An 18,281-nucleotide genomic window follows, 5' to 3' on the forward strand; every position below is an offset into this window, starting at 1 on the left:
GAGAGCCCCGATGGACTTCGAATACAGCCCCGAGAACCTGGAGATGCAGCGCACGCTGCGCCGCTTCCTCGACGAGGAGGTGCTGCCGCGCAATCGCGACTGGCACCGCATCGCCGACGAAGGCCGCTACCCGCTGGAGGTCGTCGAGCCGCTGAAGGCCCGGGCGCGCGAGCTCGGCCTGTGGAACCTGTTCCTGCCCGGGCTCAAGGCCGACGAACCCGGCACCGCGCTGAGCAACCTGGAGTACGCGCCGCTGGCCGAGCTGATGGGCCGCATCGGCTGGGCTTCCGAGGTCTTCAACTGCAACGCGCCGGACACCGGCAACATGGAGCTGCTGCACCTGTTCGCGACGCCCGAGCAGCACGAGCGCTGGCTGAAACCGCTGCTGGCCGGCGAGATCCGCTCGTGTTTCTCGATGACCGAGCCCGACGTCGCGAGCTCCGACGCGACCAACATCGAGACCACGATCCGCCGCGACGGCGAGCACTACGTCGTCAACGGCCGCAAGTGGTTCTCCACCGGCGCCGCGCACCCGAACTGCAAGGTCGCCGTCGTGATGGGCGTCACCGACGAGCGCCCCGACGCCGACCGCCACCGCCGCCACTCGATGATCCTCGTGCCGCTGGACACGCCCGGGGTGCAGGTGGTGCGCAACGTCGCCGTGCTGTCGCACGTCGCGCCCGACGGCCATTGCGAGATCGTCTACCGCGACGTGCGCGTGCCGGCGGCCAACCTGCTGGGCGAAGAGGGCAGCGGCTTCGCGCTCGCCCAGGCGCGCCTGGGCCCGGGGCGGGTGCACCACTGCATGCGCACGATCGGCCAGTGCGAGCTGGCGATCGAGATGATGTGCGAGCGCGCGCTGGAGCGCCGCGCCTTCGGCCGCCACCTGGCCGACTTCGCCAACATCCAGGACTGGATCGCGCTGTCGCGGGTCGAGGTCGACCAGGCGCGGCTGCTGGTGCTGCGCGCCGCGGCCAAGATGGACCGCGCCGGCAACCAGGCGGCGCGCATCGACGTCTCGGCGATCAAGCTCGTCGCCGCGCAGCTGCACCAGCGTGTGCTCGACCGCGCGATCCAGGTCTTCGGCGCGATGGGCCTGACACCCGACACGCCGCTGGCGCAGATGTTCAGCTGGGGGCGTGCGATGCGTTTCTTCGACGGCCCCGACGAGGTGCACTGCCGCGTCATCGCGCGCGACGAACTCGCCAAGGCCAAGGCGCGGCGCGGCTCGACGGCGGCCTATTACCTGATCGGCTGATCGTTTCATGAATCGTTTCACGCGGGGCCCATGAAATGATCTAATCCCTTGTCGCCAAAAGACAAGATGGCGACGAGGATCGTTTCATCGTGCTCCCGCTCGTCGACTTCCTGCGGCGCCGCGGCCGGCAAGCGGCCGGCGCGCTCGCCGAACAGCTGGGCATCAGCCGCGCGACGCTGATGCGGGCCGTGCGCGCCGCCGGCGACGAGCTCGTCGTGCGCGGTGCCGCGCGCCGCACCCAGTACGCCGCGCGCCGGGCGCTGCGCGGGCAGGCCGCGCCGCTGCCGGTCTACCGTGTCGACGCCGAGGGCACGCCACGGCAGATCGCCTGGCTGCACCTGACGGCGCCCGACGGCTCGGCGCTGGAGATGCTGCAGCCGCTGGGCTGGCCGCTGGACGAGGCCGCGCGCGACGGCTGGTTCGACGGCCTGCCGTACCCGCTGCAGGACTTGCGGCCGCAAGGTTTTCTCGGCCGCGCGTTCGCGCGCCACCACGCGGCGACGCTGCAGGTCGCCGAGGATCCGGCGGCCTGGAGCGATGACGACACGCTGCACGCGCTGTCGCTGCTGGGCGAGGACGCGCCGGGCGACCTCATCGTCGGCGAAACGGCCTGTCGGCGCTGGCTGCAGCGTGTGCGCGCGGCGCGTGCCGGCGAGGCCGAGGCGCCGCTGCGCGAGGCGGAACTGGCGCAGGCCTATCCCGCGCTGGCCGACGCCGCGATGGCCGCCGGCCTGCCGGGTTCCTCGGCCGGCGGCGAGTTCCCCAAGTTCACGGCTTGGCGCAACGGCGCCGACGGCCGGCCGCAAGCCGTGCTCGTCAAGTTCAGCGGCTCGGACGATTCGCCCGGCACACGGCGCTGGTCCGACCTGCTGGTCTGCGAACACCTCGCCGGCGAGGTGCTGGCGGCGCTGGGCCTGCCGGCGGCCGTCTCGCGCATCGTGCAGGCCGGCGGGCGGACCTTCCTGGAAGTCGAACGGTTCGACCGCCACGGCGCGCTCGGTCGCTCGGGGCTGGTGTCCTGGGGGGCGATCAACGGCGAGTGTTTCGGTCTCGCCGGGCGCTCCTGGGCCGAGGCCGGGCGGGCGCTGGCGGCGCGCGGCTGGCTGGCCGCGCAGGGGGCCGAGGCGCTGGCGCGGCTGTGGCAGTTCGGCCGGCTGCTCGCCAACACCGACATGCACGACGGCAACCTGTCGTTCCGGCTCGGGCCGGGCGGTGGCGCGCCGCTGGCCATCGCGCCGGTCTACGACATGCTGCCGATGCTCTACGCACCGGCGCGTGGTGTCGAACTGCCGCCGCGCGAGTACCGGCCCGAACTGCCGCTGCCGCAGGACGCTGCGGCCTGGCAGGCGGCGGCACCGGTGGCGCTGGACTTCTGGCAGCGCGCCGCGGCCGACGAGCGCATCAGCGCCGGGTTCCGCGCCGTCTGCGCCGAGAACACGCGCCGGCTGGCCGCGCTGCTGGGCTGAATCCGGATGCCGCGCACCTCAGGCCTGGGCTAGTCTGGCCGTTCGACACCAGACCGGAGACCCGATGATCCTCGACGACGACCACCGCGCGGTGCAGGACGCGGTGCGCGCCTACGTGCAGGACCGCATCGCGCCGCACGCGGCCGAGTGGGACCGCGCCCACACCTTCCCGCGCGAGGCGCTGGCCGGGCTGGCCGAACTCGGCTGCTACGGCGTTGCCGTGCCCACGGAGTACGACGGCGCCGGGCTGGACTACCTGGCGCTGTCGCTGATCCTCGAGGAGATCGCCGCTGGCTGCGGCGCCACCAGCACCATCGTCAGCGTCAACAACTGCCCCGTCTGCAGCATCCTGATGGCCTGGGGTGACGAAGCGCAGAAGCAGCAATGGCTGCGCCCGCTGGCGCGCGGGGCGATGCTCGGCGCCTTCTGCCTGACCGAGCCGCAAGTCGGCTCCGAGGCCTCGGGCCTGAAGACCACGGCGCGCCGCGACGGCGACGACTACGTCATCGACGGCGTCAAGCAGTTCATCACCAGCGGCAAGAACGGCGACGTCGCGATCGTCATCGCCGTCACCGACAAGGACGCCGGCAAGAAGGGCTTCAGCGCCTTCCTGGTGCCGACCTCGACGCCGGGTTACGTCGTCGCCCGGCTCGAGGACAAGATGGGCCAGCACGCCAGCGACACGGCGCAGATCGTCTTTGAAGGCTGCCGCGTGCCGGCGGCCCACCGCATCGGCGCCGAAGGCGAGGGCCTGAAGGTCGCGCTGTCGGGGCTGGAAGGCGGGCGCATCGGCATCGCCTCGCAGTGTGTCGGCATGGCGCGTGCGGCGTTCGAGGCAGCCACCGCGTATGCCAAGGAGCGCGTCGCCTTCGGCAAGCCGATCTTCGAGCACCAGGCGGTGCAGTTCCGCCTCGCCGACGCGGCGACGCAGATCGAGGCCGCGCGCCAGCTGGTGCACCATGCGGCGGCACTGAAGGACGCCGGCCAGCCCTGCCTGAAGGAAGCGGCGATGGCCAAGCTCTTCGCCAGCGAGATGGCCGAGCGTGTCTGCAGCACCGCGATCCAGACCTTCGGCGGCTACGGCTACGTCAACGACTTCCCGGTCGAGCGCCTCTACCGCGACGTGCGCGTCTGCCAGATCTACGAAGGCACGAGCGACGTGCAGCGCATCCTGATCGGCCGCGCGCTGGCCTGAAGGCTTCAGCGCGGCACGAGGAAGGTCGACTTCTCGCGCCGCGACAGCGCCGGCTGGCCGTCTTGCGCGGCCGCGCTCAGCACGAAGGCCACCGGCACCGACTGCCCGGCCAGCGGCGCTGCGGTCTCGGCCGGCAGGCGCAGGCGCACGACGACCTGGGCGGCGCCGGCGGCGTCGACCGTGATCGGCGGGGCGTCGACCACCAGCCCGGCCGGGCCTTCGGCCGTGACGGCGAGCTTCTGCGGCTGTTCGCTGCGGTTCGTCACCTGCAGCCGGTAGACGTTCTCGATCGCACCGTCGTCGACCAGGCGCGCCAGCGTGCTGCGGTCCTTCAGCACGTCGAACTGGAACGGGCTGCGCAGCGCCAGGCTGGCGGCGAAGGCCAGCGTCAGCGCCGCGAGCAGCGCGCCGTAGATCAGCACCCGCGGGCGCAGCACGCGGCGCAGCGTCTCGCGCCGGCTCCAGCCGCCGGCCACCGCGTTCTCGGTCGAGTAGCGGATCAGGCCGCGTGCGTAGCCCATCTTGTCCATCACGCCGTCGCAGGCGTCGATGCAGGCGGCGCAGCCGATGCACTCGTTCTGCAGGCCGTGGCGGATGTCGATGCCGGTCGGGCAGACCTGCACGCACAGCGTGCAGTCGACGCAGGAGCCCAGGCCCAGCGCGCCGGCGTCGGCTTTCTTCGAGCGTGCGCCACGCGGCTCGCCGCGGCCGCTGTCGTAGGCGATGACCAGCGAGTCGCGGTCGATCATCGCGCTCTGGAAACGTGCGTAGGGGCAGATGTACTTGCACATCTGCTCGCGCAGCAGGCCGGCGTTGCCGTAGGTGAAGGCGCCGTAGAACAGCGCCCAGAAGGCGCTCCAGCCGCCGATGTCGCCCTGCAGCGTCGCCGGCACCAGTTCGCGGATCGGCGTGAACCAGCCGACGAAGGTCAGGCCGGTGACGAGGCTGAACACGGTCCACGCGGCGATCTTGCCGCTGCGGCGCGCGAGCTTGCCGGCGCTCCACGGTGCGCGGTCCAGGCGCAAACGCGCCAGGCGGTCGCCTTCGAACTGGCGCTCGATCCACATGAAGATCGAGGTGTAGACCGTCTGCGGGCAGGCGTAGCCGCACCACAGCCGGCCGGCGACCGCGGTGAAGAAGAACAGCGCCAGCGCCGACAGCACCAGCAGCGCCGCCAGATAGATCAGGTCCTGCGGCACGAGGACCAGGTCGAAGAGGTAGAAGCGCTGCGCGTCGATGTCGAACAGCACCGCCTGGCGGCCGGCTATCTCCAGCCACGGCAGGCCGTAGAAGAAGAGCTGCGTCAGCCAGACGAAGACCCAGCGCCAGGTGGCGTAGCGGCCGCTGACGGCGCGGGCATGGATCGGCTGGCGCTTCTGGACCAGCGACACGACTTCCGGCGCCCCGGCGGCAGCGGCGACGGGGCGGATCGGGATCACGCCGGCGCGTTCGTGCTTCACCGCGGCCCCGGCTTCCGGCCGACGCCGACGCAGTCCGTTGGCCGGCCGCACAGGCAGGCTTCGGTGACGACCCAGGTCATCGCCGGCTCAGCCGCAGCAGCGGCCGCCCGAGCAGCACGAGCCGGCGGCTTCGGCCGGCACGGCCTTGCGGATCTCGAGCTGCCAGGCCGCGGGGCCGTCTTCCAGGTAGGCGACGCTGAACAGGCCCGGCCAGCGCTCGTGCAGCTGGCGCTGCAGCGGCACCGGGTCGTGGTCGTTGACCAGCAGCAGGCCGTCGCCGGCGGCCAGCTCGGCCAGGCGGCCGAAGACGAGGGCGTGGCGTTCGGCCGGCGCGACACCGCGCAGGTCCAGGACGGAGGGGCTGGGGAAGCTCATGGTCGGGCGTAAGGTGTATGACGCGAGCATGTTAACGCGCATCAAGCGTCAAAGCAATTTGGCAAATGCACCTTTACGTCGCCGGCGCTCGACGGCCGGCTTCAGCCCCGTGGTGCCGTGCCCCAGCGCTGCATCGCCTCGAGTAGCGCGGCACGCGACACCGGCTTGGCGAGGTGGGCGTCGCAGCCGGCCTCGCGGCTGTCGCGCACGTCCTCGTCGTAGGCGTTGGCCGTCAGCGCGACGATCGGCGTGCGCACCAGCCCGCGCTCGGCTTCGCGGCGGCGCCATTCACGCGTCGCCGCCAGGCCGTCCAGGCCGGGCATCTGCATGTCCATGAAGACGAGGTCGTAGCGCCCGGACTCCAGGCGCTGCAGCGCCTGCTGGCCGTCGGCGGCGACGTCGAGCCGGCCGACGTGGCCGGAGAGCATCGCGCTGACGATGTAGACGTTGAGCTCGTTGTCCTCGGCCAGCAGCACGCCGTCCAGCCAGGCCTCCGGCGGCGGCAGCACCGGCGTCGCCGCACCGGGCCCCGGGGGAGTGTGCGCCGCAGACGCGGGGGTGTGCGCGGCCAGCGGCAGCTCCAGCGTGAAGGTCGAGCCGACGCCCGGCCGGCTCTCGAGCCGCAGGTCGCCGCCCATCTGCTGGGCCGTCGCCCGCGTGATCGCCAGCCCGAGGCCGGTGCCGCCGTAGTCGCGCGTGATGCGGTCGTCGGCCTGCACGAAAGGCTCGAAGACCAGTGCCTGCTGCGCCGGCGCGATGCCGATGCCGGTGTCGCGCACCGTGAAGCGCACGCCGCCGGCGGCCGAGCGTGCCGCCTGCAGCGACACCTCGCCGCGTGCCGTGAACTTGATCGCGTTGCCGAGCAGGTTGGTCAGCGCCTGTTCGACGCGGCGCCGGTCGCCGCTCACCCAGGCCGGCAGGTCCTCGTCGACGTCGAGCACGAAACGCAAGCCCTTCGCCGCGGCACGGGGCTGAAGCAGCGCCGCGACCGAGTCCAGCGACGCACGCAGCACGAACGGCTCGACCACCAGCTCCAGCCGGCCGGCCTCGATCTTGCCGAGGTCCAGCAGGTCGTCGATCAGCGCGGCCAGCGTCTGCCCGGCATGGCGGAACACGTCGACGTGGCGGCGCTGCTCGTCCGACAGCGGTGTCGCCGTCATCAGGTCGGCGACACCGAGCACGGCGTTCAGCGGTGTGCGGATCTCGTGGCTGACGGTCGCCAGGAAGGCCGACTTGGTGGCGCTGGAGCGTGCCGCGATCTCGCGCTCCAGCGCCAGCCGGCGCTCGCACTCGGCCTGCTCGCGGCGCTGCAGCACGAGCAGCGCCGCCAGCGCCGCGACCAGGGCCGCCAGTGGTGCCGCCAGCGGCAGGCTGATCGCCGCCAGCGCCATGGCCGCGCTGCCGGCCCCCAGCAGGCCCAGCGCGGCGAGCGCCGAGCCGGCGAGCAGCACGCCGGTGCCGGCGGCCGTCAGCGCGGCGCCGAGTGCCGGCAGCAGCGCCAGCAGCAGCGTCGCCGCCTGCAGCGGCACGCCGGCCGTGCGCACCAGCGGGCCGTCGCGCAGCGCGGCGAAGGTCTGCGCCGCGATCTCGGTCGCGTCGGCCTGGCCGGCCACCGTCATCGTGCGCCCGGCCAGCAGCGCGCTGCTGCCGACGAAGACGACGCGGCCGCGCACCGCATCGGCCAGCGCACGCCCCGGGTCGCCGTCGACGACATCGGTGGCGGCGAGCGTCCACGCGTCGCGGTACGAGATGCGTTCGACCCGGCCCTGGGGGCCGAACAGCGGCTGCACCCGCCCCCGTTCGTCGACCGGCCAGCGCGCGTCGACATGGCCGCCGGCGGCCAGCAGCGCGGCCAGCGCGATCGACGGCTGCCGCTGGCTGCCCGCGGCGTGCCACAGCGGCACGTGGCGCAGCACGCCGTCGTCGTCCAGCGGTGTCGTCACCACGCCCAGCCGCAGTGCCGCCGGGTTGTCGGGCCGCACGCTGGCCGCCGGCAGCAGCAGCTCGCGCCAGTGCTGCGCGGCCGGCTCGCCGTCGGCGGCACGTGCGCCGGCCAGCGCGTCGACGCCGGCCGCAGCCAGCACCACCGGCGCGCCGGGGCGGCCGACGACCTCGGCCAGCTTGCGGTCGTCGAGCGTGCGGCCGTCGGCGCTGCGGCCGGCCGCCGTCGGCCCGGCCACCGGGCGCCCGTCGACGGTGTCACGGCGCTCGGCCAGCAGCAGCTGCAGCACGACGGCCCGGGCGCCGTGGCGGCGCAGGCCGTCGATCAGCAGCGCGTGGGTGTCGCGCGTGTAGGGCCAGGCGCCGGTGCCGCGCAGGGCCTCGATCGAACGGTCGTCGGCATCGACGATCAGCACCCCGGCGGGCGCCCGGGTTGGCGCTGCGGTGCGCTGCGCCCAGTCCTGCAGCGGCTGCGACCACCAGGACTGCAGCGGCGAGACGCCGACTACGACGGCGGCGACCAGGCCTGCCGCGGGAACGATCCAGCGTCGCCGGCCGGGGCTCAGAGCAGCCACAGCAGCGCCGGCAACAGCCACCACCAGTGCCAGGCGGCCGGCACCTCGAACTGCTGCGCCGTGCCCCAGGCGCCGGGGCGGCCGTCGCTGCCGACACCACGCACACGCACGTGGTAGAGGCCCGCGCCCGGCGGCTCGAAACTCCAGGCGGCGCGGTCCGAGCTGCCTTCGAGCACCGGGGCGGCGAAGCCGGCGTCGCGCGCGACCTGGATCTCGTAGTGCACCCCGGGCCGCGGCGACGCCGGCCAGGCCAGCGTCACGCGGTCGTGCCGGGCCTCGGCCTGCGGCGGCACGGCCGGTGGCGCGGGAGGCGGCTCGACGACCTCCAGCGCCAGCGCTTCGCCCCAGGGCCCGGCGTCGCCGCCCGGGCGCACGCTGCGCAGGCGCCAGAAATAGCGGCCCGGCGCCAGATCGACGCTCGTCGCCGTGTCCACCAGCTCGCGCTCGACCTGCGGCGACTCGAACGAGGCCACGGTGTCGACCTGCAGGCGGTACTGCGCGGCCTGAGGGTGGCGTGTCCAGGCGAAGGCCACGCGGCCGGCGTCGACGCGGGCGGCGGGCGCAGGCGCCATCGGCATCGGCGGCTCGGGGCGCGCCTTCAGCTCGAAGCCGGCGCGTGCGTCCAGGCCTTCGAGCCCGTCGGCGCCGATGGCGCGCACACGCAGCTCGTAGCGGCCGTCGGGCAGGTCGTCGGGCCACTCGGCGGCGGCCTCGTCGAAACGGCCGTCCAGCCGCAGCCGGCTGTCGGCGTCGGCGTCCAGCACCTGGGCTCGGTACGCGGTGGCGCCGGCCAGCGGCGGCCAGGCGAACGCCAGCGGCAGCCGCGTCACCGGGCCGGCCGGCAGCGCCAGCACCGGCGCCGTGGGCAGCGGCCGGGCGCGCTGCACGCCGTCGGCGGTGGCGACGAGGCCCCGGCCGGCGGCCACCGGCCGGGCGCCGGCCGCGACCCGGCCGCGCAGCACCTCCAGCCGCGTGCCGTGTGCGTCGCTGCGGGCGCGGAACTCGGTGCCGCGCACGGCGAGGTTGACGACCGGGGTGCGGATCTGCAGCCGCGGCCGCGGCGGCGAGGCCGGCGCCGGCGGCACGCTGGCCTCGGCACCGCCGTTCTCCAGCTTCAGCCGCGATTCGCGGTAGGCGCTGGCCCCGCGCCGGTCCAGCGCCTCGACACGCAGGCGGCTGCCCGGCTCGACGAGCAGCCGCGAGCCGTCGTCCAGCCCCAGCACCGCCGAGGACGAGCGTGCGCCGGTGACGATCTCGTCGCCGGCGGCCACCTGTTCACCGGAGGCCAGCGGCCGCGGCGCCTCGCCGGCGCGGCGCAGTTCGACCTCGCCGTGCACGAACAGGACGTCGGCCTGCACCGGCTGCGCGCGCAGCCAGGCCACGGGGATCTCGAGCGGGCGCCCGACCGGCAGACGGCGCGGCTCGGCAACCTGGTTGCGCTGCTGCAGCGCCTGCCAGCCGATGCCCGGCGCGAGCAGCCGCGCCTGCAGCGCGATCAGCGTGTCGCCGGGGCGCACGCGGTAGGTCCAGACCGGCCCTTCGGCCGCCGCATGGGCGCTGCCGGCCAGCGCCAGAAGCGCGAGCAGGCCGGTCAGGGGAGCGCGGTGCATCGGGGGGGACGACATGCCGTTCGACGAACGGCCGCTGGCCGTCCCGTGAGGTTGCCGGGAGTCTGTCGGCGGGGCCTGTTCGGCATTCCCGGTTCAGGCCGCGATCGCGGCCTGGGCCGCGGCCAGCCGCGCGATCGGCACGCGGAACGGCGAGCAGCTCACGTAGCGCAGCCCGGCGCGGTGGAAGAACGCGATCGAGGCCGGGTCGCCGCCGTGTTCGCCGCAGACGCCGAGCTCGATGTCCGTCCGCGTCGCCCGCCCCTTGGCGACCGCCATCTCGACGAGCTGGCCGACGCCCTTCTGGTCGATCGAGCGGAACGGGTCGTGCTCGTAGAGCCCGAGCTTCAGGTAACGCGGCAGGAAGCTGCCCGCGTCGTCGCGGCTGAAGCCCATCGTCATCTGCGTCAGGTCGTTGGTGCCGAACGAGAAGAACTCGGCGCTGCGCGCGATGCTGTCGGCCATCAGCGCGGCGCGCGGCGTCTCGATCATCGTGCCCAGCATCCAGTGCAGCGTCTCGCCGCGTTCGGCGAACACCTGCTCGGCGACGCGGCGGATCACCGCGGCCTGCTGGTCGAGCTCGCGCACCGTGCCGACCAGCGGCACCATGATCTCGGGCACCACCGCGGTGCCGCGCGCCTTGGCGTTGAGCGCCGCCTCGAAGATCGCGCGCGCCTGCATCTCGGTGATCTCGGGGAAGCTGATGCCGAGCCGGCAGCCGCGGTGGCCCAGCATCGGGTTGAACTCGTGCAGCTCCTCGACACGCAGCTTGATGCGGCCCAGCGACACGCCCATGTCGCGCGCCATCGCCAGCTGGCCGGCGTCGTCGTGCGGCACGAACTCGTGCAGCGGCGGGTCGAGCAGGCGGATCGTCACCGGCAGCCCGTCCATCTCGCGGAACAGGCCCTCGAAGTCGCCGCGCTGGATCGGCAGCAGCTTGGCCAGCGCCTTGCGGCGGCCGGCCTCGTCGTCGGCGAGGATCATCTCGCGCACCGCGAGGATGCGGTCGCCCTCGAAGAACATGTGCTCGGTGCGGCACAGGCCGATGCCGGTGGCGCCGAACCTGCGCGCGATGGCGGCTTCCTCGGGGGTGTCGGCGTTGGTGCGGATCTCGAGCCGGCGGTACTTGTCGGTCAGCGCCATCAGCTTGCCGAAGTCGCCCGACAGCTCGGCGTCGCGCGTGGCGATGCGCCCGGCGTAGACCTCGCCGGTGGAGCCGTTCAGCGAGATCCACTCGCCTTCGGCGTAGACGGTGCCGTCGATGGTCATCGTGCGCGCCTTCAGGTCGACGTGCACCGCGCCGCAGCCGCTGACGCAGCACTTGCCCATGCCGCGTGCGACGACCGCGGCGTGCGAGGTCATGCCGCCGCGCGCCGTCAGGATGCCCTTGGCGACGCTCATGCCGCGCAGGTCCTCGGGCGAGGTCTCCTGGCGCACGAGGATCACCTCGCGGCCGCGCTGGGCCCAGGCCTCGGCTTCGTCGGCGAAGAAGACGATCTGGCCGGTGGCCGCGCCCGGCGAGGCCGGCAGGCCGCGCGCCAGCGGGGTCGCCGCGGCCAGCGCACGCGGGTCGAAGATCGGGTGCAGCAGGTCGTTCAGGCGGTCGGGCACGACCCGCTCGAGCGCCGTCTTCTCGTCGATCATGCCCTGCTCGAGCATCTCCATCGCGATGCGCACCATCGCCGCGCCGGTGCGTTTGCCGTTGCGCGTCTGCAGCATCCACAGCCGGCCTTCCTGGATCGTGAACTCCAGGTCCTGCATGTCGCGGAAGTGGTTCTCCAGGCGCGTCTCGGCCTCGATCAGCTGGCGGTACAGCTCGGGCATCAGCTCCTCGAGCGACGGGTACTTCTCGGCGCGTTCGGCCTCGGAGACGAGGGCCAGCTCGGCCCAGCGCCGCGAGCCGATCAGCGACACCTGCTGCGGCGTGCGGATGCCGGCGACGACGTCCTCGCCCTGCGCGTTGACGAGGAACTCGCCGTTGAACAGGTCCTCGCCAGTGCCGGCGTCGCGCGTGAAGGCGACGCCGGTGGCGCTGTGGTCGCCGAGGTTGCCGAAGACCATGGCCTGCACGTTCACCGCCGTGCCCCAGGATTCGGGGATGTCGTTCAACTCGCGGTAGACGCGTGCGCGGTCGTTGTTCCAGCTGTCGAAGACGGCGACGATCGCGCCCCACAGCTGTTCCCAGGGATCGGTCGGGAACTCGCGGCCGATGCGCGCGCGGATCAGCGCCTTGAAGCGCGCCACCAGCTCCTTCAGGTCGGCGGCGTCGAGCTCGGTGTCGAGCTGCACGCCCTTGGCCTCCTTGACCATGTCGATGACGACCTCGAACGGGTCGTGCTCTTCCTTGGACACGGGCTTCAGGCCCATGACGACGTCGCCGTACATCTGCACGAAGCGGCGGTAGGAGTCCCAGGCGAAACGTTCGTTGCCGGCCTTGCGCGCCAGGCCCTCGACGGCCTCGTCGTTCAGGCCGAGGTTGAGGATGGTGTCCATCATGCCGGGCATCGACGCCCGGGCGCCGGAGCGCACCGACAGCAGCAGCGGGTCGGCGGCGTCGCCGAAACGTTTGCCCATCTCGGCCTCGATCGCGGCGATGCCGGCCAGCACCTCGGCACGGATCATCTCCAGCACCCGGTCGCGGCCGAGCGTGGTGTAGGCGGTGCAGGCTTCGGTGCTGATCGTCAGCCCCGGCGGCACCGGGATGCCCAGGCGGCACATCTCGGCGAGGTTGGCACCCTTGCCGCCGAGCAGGTTCTTCATTCCGGCGGCGCCTTCGGTGCACCGGGAGCCGAACAGGTAGACGTATTTCGTCGCGGGCATGGCCGACACCTCTCGCACGGCCGGCGGCAGCCAGCCTCGCCGGCCATTCTGCGCAACGCCGCCCGCGCGTCCAGCCCCGCGAGCGCAGGGCGGCCGCGGCGACGTTTGCTCAGGGGGCGCTCGGCAGGCGCGAGACGTAGTCGGCGACGGCGGCCAGATCGCTGAACGAGAAGGTCCGGATGGCCTCGACCATGCGCGGGTCGGCGTTGCCGCGCACGCCGTCGCGGATGTAGACCAGCTCGCGCAGCAGGTACTCGTAGTGCTGGCCGTTGAGCCGCGGGTAGAACCGGCCCGCCTCGCCGCCGCCGCCGACACCGTGGCAGCTGGCGCACTCCCGCTCGTAGATCCGGCGGCCCTGGGCCAGCTCGGTGCCGGCGCCGCGGCCGTTGTTCGGCGGCGAGGGCAGGGCCGACAGGTACGAGGCGATGTCGACGATGTCCTGCGTGCTGACCATCGCCTCGTCGATGAACGGGCGCATCTTCGGGCTGAAGCGGCGCCCGGCCCGGATGTCGAGCATCTGCTTGACCAGCACCGTGGCGTGCTGGCCGGCCAGCCGCGGGTAGCTGCCGTCGGTGCGGCCGAGCGCGCTCGGCAGGTGGCAGCCCTGGCAGACCTCGTAGGCGACGACGCCGCGCGCCGGGTCGCCGCGCAGGCCCAGGGCCTTCAGGCGCTCGGCACGTTCGGCGTCCCAGGCCGTGGCGGCGCTCGCCAGGTCGGAGGGCGAACCGGCGCCGGCCGGCGCGGCGATGGCAGGCGTCAGGCTGCCCAGGCTCGCCCAGGCGAAGGCCAGCGCCGCGAGGCGGCCGGCAAGACGGGTCCTCATGCGCTCTCCTCGGGTGTCGGCCGCGTTCATGGCTGCGTCGCCAGGTACTCGACGACGGCGGCGATCTCGTCGTCGCTCAGCCGTTCGGCCACCGTGCGCATCACCTTGGCCTTGTCGTTGCTGCGGCTGCCGGTCTTGAAGGCCTTCAGCTGCGCCGCGGCGTAGGCCGGGTGCTGGCCGGCCAGGCGCGGGAAACGTTCGTTGCCCATGCCGCCGGGCTGGTGGCAGCCGATGCAGGCCGGCACGCCGGTGCCGGTGTTGCCGTCGTTGAAGATCGCCTGGCCGGCCGTGACCAGCGCCTCGTTGTCGGGTTTGTTCGGCGTCGCCGCCTGCGCCGCGTAGTACGCCGCGATGCGCGGGATGTCGGCCTCCGGGATGTGCTCGAGCACCGGCGCCATGACGTCGTTCTTGCGTTTGCCGGCGAGGAAGTCGCGCAGCTGCTTCTCGAGGTAGATCGCCTGCTGCCCCGCCAGGCGCGGGAAGAACGGCACGACGCTGTTGCCGCCCGGCCCGTGGCAGGCGGCGCACAAGGTCTCGACGCTGGGGGGCGCGCCGTCGGCCAGGCCGGTGCCCGGCACGACGACGGCCGCCGCGACGGCCAGCAGGCGCCGCCAGGAACTGCGCACCGACGCCATCAGAACATCACCCCCAGCATGACGCCGAACATCGTCGCGCGGTAGCTCTGCGGGCCGGTGTCGAGGTAGGTCTGCTGGTTGTTCGACGGTGTCGGGTTCTCGGCGACGCCGTCGTAGTGCCAGTCGGCTATGCGGGTGATCTCGTGGCGCAGCAGCCAGCGGCTGTAGACCTTGGGCGTGTGCGTCACGACGAGGTTCAGGTCCACCGCGTGCTGGCGGTAGCGCAGGTCGGGCAGCCCCGAGCCGATGAGCGCCAGCGCGGCGAGCTGGGCCTCGGTCGGCGCGCCGCTGGTCACCAGGCCCAGCGCCGCGGCGTTGTAGGTGTAGGCGGTGCTGGTGCGGCCGCTGACATAGCCGTAGTGGGCCTCGAAGCGCCAGCGGCCGAACTCCTGGCGCAGGCCGAGGCCGGCCGAGCGCGTGTGGTCGTCCTGCTCCACGGTCCAGCGGCGGCTGTTCGGGTACAGCGGGCTGAAGTCCGAGGCGCTGCCGCACAGCTCCTCGAAGTTCGCGCCGGTGACGACACCGCTGTTGCCGACGACGGTGATGCCGGCGGCCAGCTGTGCCGGCGTCGGCGTCGCGGTCGTGCTGATCGAGCCGTCGCTGTAGAAGTAATAGGTGCTGCCGAGCACGCAGGCGTTGGTCTGCAGGCCGGCCTGCGACATCTGGCTGCGCTGCAGGCCGACCGTCGCCGAGACCCAGGTCACCGGCGTCGGCTGCCAGTTCCAGTCGCCGTTGAGCGAGTGCAGCTGCTGCGTGCCGCCGCGGCCGTAGGACGAGCCCGGGTAGCGCTGCGTGCGCGCCAGCGCCGCCACCGAGACGTCCATCGTGTCGCTCAGCGCGCGGTTGAAGCGCAGGTTCAGCGTCGCGGTGTCGCGGTCGGCGAGGTCGAACTTGCGCATCAGGTCGCTGGTGTGGATCCAGCTCGCGACGTTGATGCCGTTGACGCTGGGCAGCGGGCCCAGCGAGGAGCTGTAGAACGCCTCGTACGGGTCGGCGTTGTAGGTGCTGCCGCGGCGGCGGGCGAACTCCGCCGACGCGCGCAGCGTGCCGCCGGCCATCGCGCGGTCGACCCAGCCGGCCTTCAGCCGGTCCTCCCAGGTGCGCTTGCGCTCGCGGTTCTCGCGCTGCACGGTCTCGCGCTCGAGCATCAGGTTCAGGTTGCGCGAGCGGCCCAGCCGCCAGTCGCCGGACAGGCTGGCGTTGTCCTGCTTCAGGCCGTACTGCGGCGCGCCGATGTTGACGTTGCCGGCGCTGGGCACCAGCTCCAGCGCCTTGATCGCCTCCAGGTCGCACAGCAGCGTGTTGTAGGCGGTGGCCGGCGTGCCGGCCGGGTTCTGGCCGGCGGTGGCGTTGGGGATCGCGAACACCGCGCCGCTGCCGTCGTTGATCAGGCGCCCCCACTGGCCGGTCAGCGGATTGCACGCCCAGTACTGCGGCGACTTGTCGATCGTCTCGTAGCGGCGCAGCTTGCCCTTCAGTTCGAGCTCGGCCAGCGGCTGCATCGAGACGCCGAAGTCGTACAGCCGCGAGTCGATGCGGCGCTCGGCGCTGTCGCGCTGCAGCGAGGCCAGCGTGTCCCAGGCGCCGCCGGCCACGCCGTTGACCGTCGCGCCGGCGTACTGGGTCATCGGGATCAGCGCATCGTCCTGGCGCGACGACGACAGCGACACCACGCCCGTCAGGCGCGTGTTGGCGAACTCGGGAATCGCGTGCGCGACCTCGCCCTTGAGGTTGTAGAAGTCGTTGTCGGGCGGCAGGTCGAAGACCGCGCGCGGGAAGCTGGCGATGCCGTTGACCGGCGCGACGAACAGCGGGTTCTCGACGGTCAGCGTGTCGAGGTTGTTGCGGAACAGCGAGGCCGACAGCAGCACGTTGGCGCTGGTGCGTTCGTTGTTCCACTGCAGCCCGGCGTAGACCTCGTGGGTGTCGTAGTCGATCGGCTCGGCGGTCTCCAGGCCGCCGGTGCCGCCGCCGCCGCCCATCACCATGCCGAAGGGGCGCGCGCCCTCGCGTTTTTCGCTGCTGAAGCTGGCGAACAGCTTCAGCGACTCGTCCAGAGGCAGGTCCAGCCGCATGCCGCCCTTCTGGCGCAGCAGCGACAGCGTGCGCAGCGGTGCGGCCAGCGCGTCCTCGCCGATCGCGATGTCGGTGCTGGCCGCGGTTGCCGGGGCCGTGGGGCCGGCAGGCAGGCGCGACAGCGTCAGGCGGTCGCTGCCGATGCCGTCCCAGAGGCTGCGGTAGCCGGAGGTGAAGACGTGCGGCGTCTCGTTGTAGAACAGCTTGAGCCGCCAGCCGTTGTAGCGGCCGGCGGTCAGCGCGGCGAAGCCGTCGTCGCGGCCGAGCGAGGCGGCGCTCAGGTCGAGGTAGTGGCGTCCGTCGGCGCTCTCGCCTTCCAGGCGCAGGCCGCCGAGCACCAGCCCGGAGCCGAAGTCCTTGTACTCGCGGTACTTGGCGTCGCCGGCGTCGCCGTCGACCTTCAGCCCGCCGCCCTCGACCTGGCCGCGCCAGCGCCAGCCTTCGCCGTCGGCGGGCTCGGCGACCAGCGCCGGCTGGGCGTTGAGCAGGCCGGTCGGGTTGCGCTTGACGCCGCCGTCGCCCATGCCGTCGGGGTCGAGTGCCGGGACACGCAGCCCGGCGCCGGGCATCAGCAGGTTGCCGGTGCTGGTGTCGGTGCCGACGCCGGAATCGGCGCGCGCGGGTGCCGCGGCCATCTGCGCGAGCGCGCTGCCGATCAGCAGGCCCAGAAGGCGGCGTTGGCCGCGGCGGTCGCGCAAGGTCGTGTGACGCATGGGACGGACTCCTGGTGATGAAGGGCTCAGCGCTGGAAGCGCGCGCCGGCGGGGTGGTTGCTGCCGTGGATCTGCACATGGCAGTTCTGGCAGCTGCGGCCGACCATGCGCTGGCTGGTGGCGCCGCCGGGCAGCTGGCCGGCACCGGCGGTCTGGTTGGCGCGGAAGAAGTTGTTCGGGTGACCGACCGACGGGCTGTGGCACTGCTGGCACAGCTGAGGCCGTGACGCGACGAGCAGCTTGTCGTGGTTGCTGCCGTGCGGGCTGTGGCAGTTGGTGCAGCTCTCGCGCACCGGCGCGTGCTCCCAGAGCATCGGCCCGCGCTTCTCGGCGTGGCAGCTGAAGCAGACGTTGTTGGTGCTGTCGGCCTTGAGCAGCGGGCGGGTCGTGCTGCCGTGCGGGTTGTGGCAGTCGACGCAGCTCACCTTGCCCTCGGGCAGCGGCATGTGCGAGCGCTTGTTGAACTCGGCACGCTGCTGCTGGTGGCAGCGCGAGCAGACCTCGTTGATCGTGTTGCGCGCCAGCAGGCTGTTGGTCGAGACCTTCTGCATCGGGTTGTGGCAGTCGGCGCAGCCCAGCTGGTTGCCGGCGTGCACCGAGCCCGGCCAGTGCAGCCGGTTGCCGCCCTTGTGGCAGCCCAGGCAGGACTCGTTCTGCCTGGCCACCGGCGTGTCCCAGCCCTTGGTGAAGCCGATGATCAGATCCTTGTTCTGGGTGTCCTTGGCGTGCAGCGAGCCCGGGCCGTGGCAGGCCTCGCAGACCAGGCGCTCGCGTTCGTTGCGCGGGTTGCTGCGGAAGGCCTTGGCGTGCAGCGTGTCGCTGTAGTGCAGGTTCTCCTGGCTGTGGCAGCCCAGGCAGGCCTTCTCGCCGATCGGCGTGGCCTCGGGCCTGAACACCGCGGGCGCGCTGGCCACGGCGGCGGCCAGCGGCGCGGTCTGCGACTGCGCCAGGGCGGGTGTGCCCGGCGCGAGGCAGAACAGCAGGCTGGCGAACATCCACGCTGCGCGTGAGCGCCATCCCCCTCGGCTCGAACCCTTGGCGTCCATGTCTCCCCCGTTCTTCGTGCTGCCTGCGGGAGAAGATAGGGATCCCCAGGCGGCTGGCTTGTCCGCGGCTGAACCGCGTCTTGACTGCAACTGAAGCGATGGGGGCGGGACTTTCCCCGCCCCGGCGGCGCTTGGGCCATGGGTCAGCGCGGCAGAACCGATCCCGCACTGGCGATGGCGCTGAACTGGTGGTGCATGTCGGTGCTCGGCGAGGCCCGAGAGGCGCAGAACCGCTCGTCGGACTGACCGGAGCCTCCCTCTCGGAGGGAGGCTGTATGGACCGCGGACATC

Annotated in this window: 12 protein-coding genes; 3 read left to right on the plus strand and 9 right to left on the minus strand. The window is 72.8% G+C overall.

Features of this window, described 5'->3' with window-relative positions:
- Positions 1-10: 10 nt before the first annotated feature.
- The 3 genes from G5B56_RS14890 to G5B56_RS14900 all read left to right on the plus strand — a co-directional run bounded on the left by G5B56_RS14890 (position 11) and on the right by G5B56_RS14900 (position 3,919).
- On the plus strand, positions 11-1,258 hold the full coding sequence (locus G5B56_RS14890; RefSeq protein WP_164963731.1) for an acyl-CoA dehydrogenase family protein: 1,248 nt from the start codon (positions 11-13) through the stop codon (positions 1,256-1,258).
- Positions 1,259-1,347: 89 nt separating this feature from the next.
- Positions 1,348-2,724: a type II toxin-antitoxin system HipA family toxin YjjJ gene (yjjJ, locus tag G5B56_RS14895; RefSeq protein WP_164963732.1), complete on the plus strand. Its 1,377-nt coding sequence runs from the start codon at positions 1,348-1,350 to the stop codon at positions 2,722-2,724.
- A 64-nt stretch (positions 2,725-2,788) separates the two neighbouring features.
- On the plus strand, positions 2,789-3,919 hold the full coding sequence (locus G5B56_RS14900) for an acyl-CoA dehydrogenase family protein (protein WP_009856233.1): 1,131 nt from the start codon (positions 2,789-2,791) through the stop codon (positions 3,917-3,919).
- Positions 3,920-3,924: 5 nt separating this feature from the next.
- Here the strand turns inward: G5B56_RS14900 and ccoG are convergent, their stop codons facing one another.
- The 9 genes from ccoG to G5B56_RS14945 form a co-directional block, all read right to left on the minus strand.
- Entirely contained in the window at positions 3,925-5,379 is a 1,455-nt protein-coding gene (ccoG, locus tag G5B56_RS14905; RefSeq protein WP_164963733.1) for a cytochrome c oxidase accessory protein CcoG, read from the minus strand.
- An 87-nt stretch (positions 5,380-5,466) separates the two neighbouring features.
- A complete protein-coding gene (locus tag G5B56_RS14910; protein ID WP_009856235.1) occupies positions 5,467-5,754 on the minus strand; it encodes a DUF2249 domain-containing protein in 288 nt (95 codons plus the stop codon).
- Positions 5,755-5,855: 101 nt separating this feature from the next.
- Positions 5,856-8,270, minus strand: a complete 2,415-nt coding sequence (locus G5B56_RS14915; RefSeq protein WP_081467590.1) for a CHASE2 domain-containing protein — start codon at positions 8,268-8,270, stop codon at positions 5,856-5,858.
- Positions 8,258-9,880, minus strand: a complete 1,623-nt coding sequence (locus tag G5B56_RS14920) for a FecR domain-containing protein (RefSeq protein WP_164963734.1) — start codon at positions 9,878-9,880, stop codon at positions 8,258-8,260. Before G5B56_RS14920 ends, G5B56_RS14915 begins: the two co-directional genes overlap by 13 nt.
- Before the next feature lie 93 nt (positions 9,881-9,973).
- Positions 9,974-12,697: a pyruvate, phosphate dikinase gene (ppdK, locus tag G5B56_RS14925; RefSeq protein WP_164963735.1), complete on the minus strand. Its 2,724-nt coding sequence runs from the start codon at positions 12,695-12,697 to the stop codon at positions 9,974-9,976.
- A 109-nt stretch (positions 12,698-12,806) separates the two neighbouring features.
- Positions 12,807-13,520, minus strand: a complete 714-nt coding sequence (locus tag G5B56_RS14930; RefSeq protein ID WP_164963736.1) for a c-type cytochrome — start codon at positions 13,518-13,520, stop codon at positions 12,807-12,809.
- 26 nt (positions 13,521-13,546) lie between these two features.
- Positions 13,547-14,155 carry a c-type cytochrome gene (locus tag G5B56_RS14935; RefSeq protein ID WP_009856704.1) on the minus strand — a complete coding sequence of 203 codons (609 nt, stop codon included), beginning with the start codon at positions 14,153-14,155 and terminating at the stop codon, positions 13,547-13,549.
- Positions 14,155-16,944 (minus strand): MtrB/PioB family outer membrane beta-barrel protein, encoded by a 2,790-nt coding sequence (locus tag G5B56_RS14940; protein ID WP_164963737.1) that lies wholly within the window; start codon positions 16,942-16,944, stop codon positions 14,155-14,157. Before G5B56_RS14940 ends, G5B56_RS14935 begins: the two co-directional genes overlap by 1 nt.
- Before the next feature lie 26 nt (positions 16,945-16,970).
- Entirely contained in the window at positions 16,971-17,939 is a 969-nt protein-coding gene (locus G5B56_RS14945; RefSeq protein WP_164963738.1) for a DmsE family decaheme c-type cytochrome, read from the minus strand.
- Between the last annotated feature and the right edge of the window lie 342 nt (positions 17,940-18,281).

The sequence above is a fragment of the Rubrivivax sp. JA1026 genome, assembly GCF_011065555.1.
Classification (GTDB): domain Bacteria; phylum Pseudomonadota; class Gammaproteobacteria; order Burkholderiales; family Burkholderiaceae_C; genus Rubrivivax; species Rubrivivax benzoatilyticus.

What these genes read in the sequence shown, in the direction of transcription:
- G5B56_RS14920 (WP_164963734.1), bottom strand. Translation starts at nt 9,880, where the DNA reads ATGCACCGCGCTCCCCTGACCGGCCTGCTCGCGCTTCTGGCGCTGGCC.
- G5B56_RS14900 (WP_009856233.1), top strand. Translation starts at nt 2,789, where the DNA reads ATGATCCTCGACGACGACCACCGCGCGGTGCAGGACGCGGTGCGCGCC.
- G5B56_RS14945 (WP_164963738.1), bottom strand. Translation starts at nt 17,939, where the DNA reads ATGTTCGCCAGCCTGCTGTTCTGCCTCGCGCCGGGCACACCCGCCCTG.
- G5B56_RS14910 (WP_009856235.1), bottom strand. Translation starts at nt 5,754, where the DNA reads ATGAGCTTCCCCAGCCCCTCCGTCCTGGACCTGCGCGGTGTCGCGCCG.
- G5B56_RS14935 (WP_009856704.1), bottom strand. Translation starts at nt 14,155, where the DNA reads ATGGCGTCGGTGCGCAGTTCCTGGCGGCGCCTGCTGGCCGTCGCGGCG.
- G5B56_RS14930 (WP_164963736.1), bottom strand. Translation starts at nt 13,520, where the DNA reads ATGAGGACCCGTCTTGCCGGCCGCCTCGCGGCGCTGGCCTTCGCCTGG.
- G5B56_RS14890 (WP_164963731.1), top strand. Translation starts at nt 11, where the DNA reads ATGGACTTCGAATACAGCCCCGAGAACCTGGAGATGCAGCGCACGCTG.
- G5B56_RS14940 (WP_164963737.1), bottom strand. Translation starts at nt 16,944, where the DNA reads ATGCGTCACACGACCTTGCGCGACCGCCGCGGCCAACGCCGCCTTCTG.
- ppdK (WP_164963735.1), bottom strand. Translation starts at nt 12,697, where the DNA reads ATGCCCGCGACGAAATACGTCTACCTGTTCGGCTCCCGGTGCACCGAA.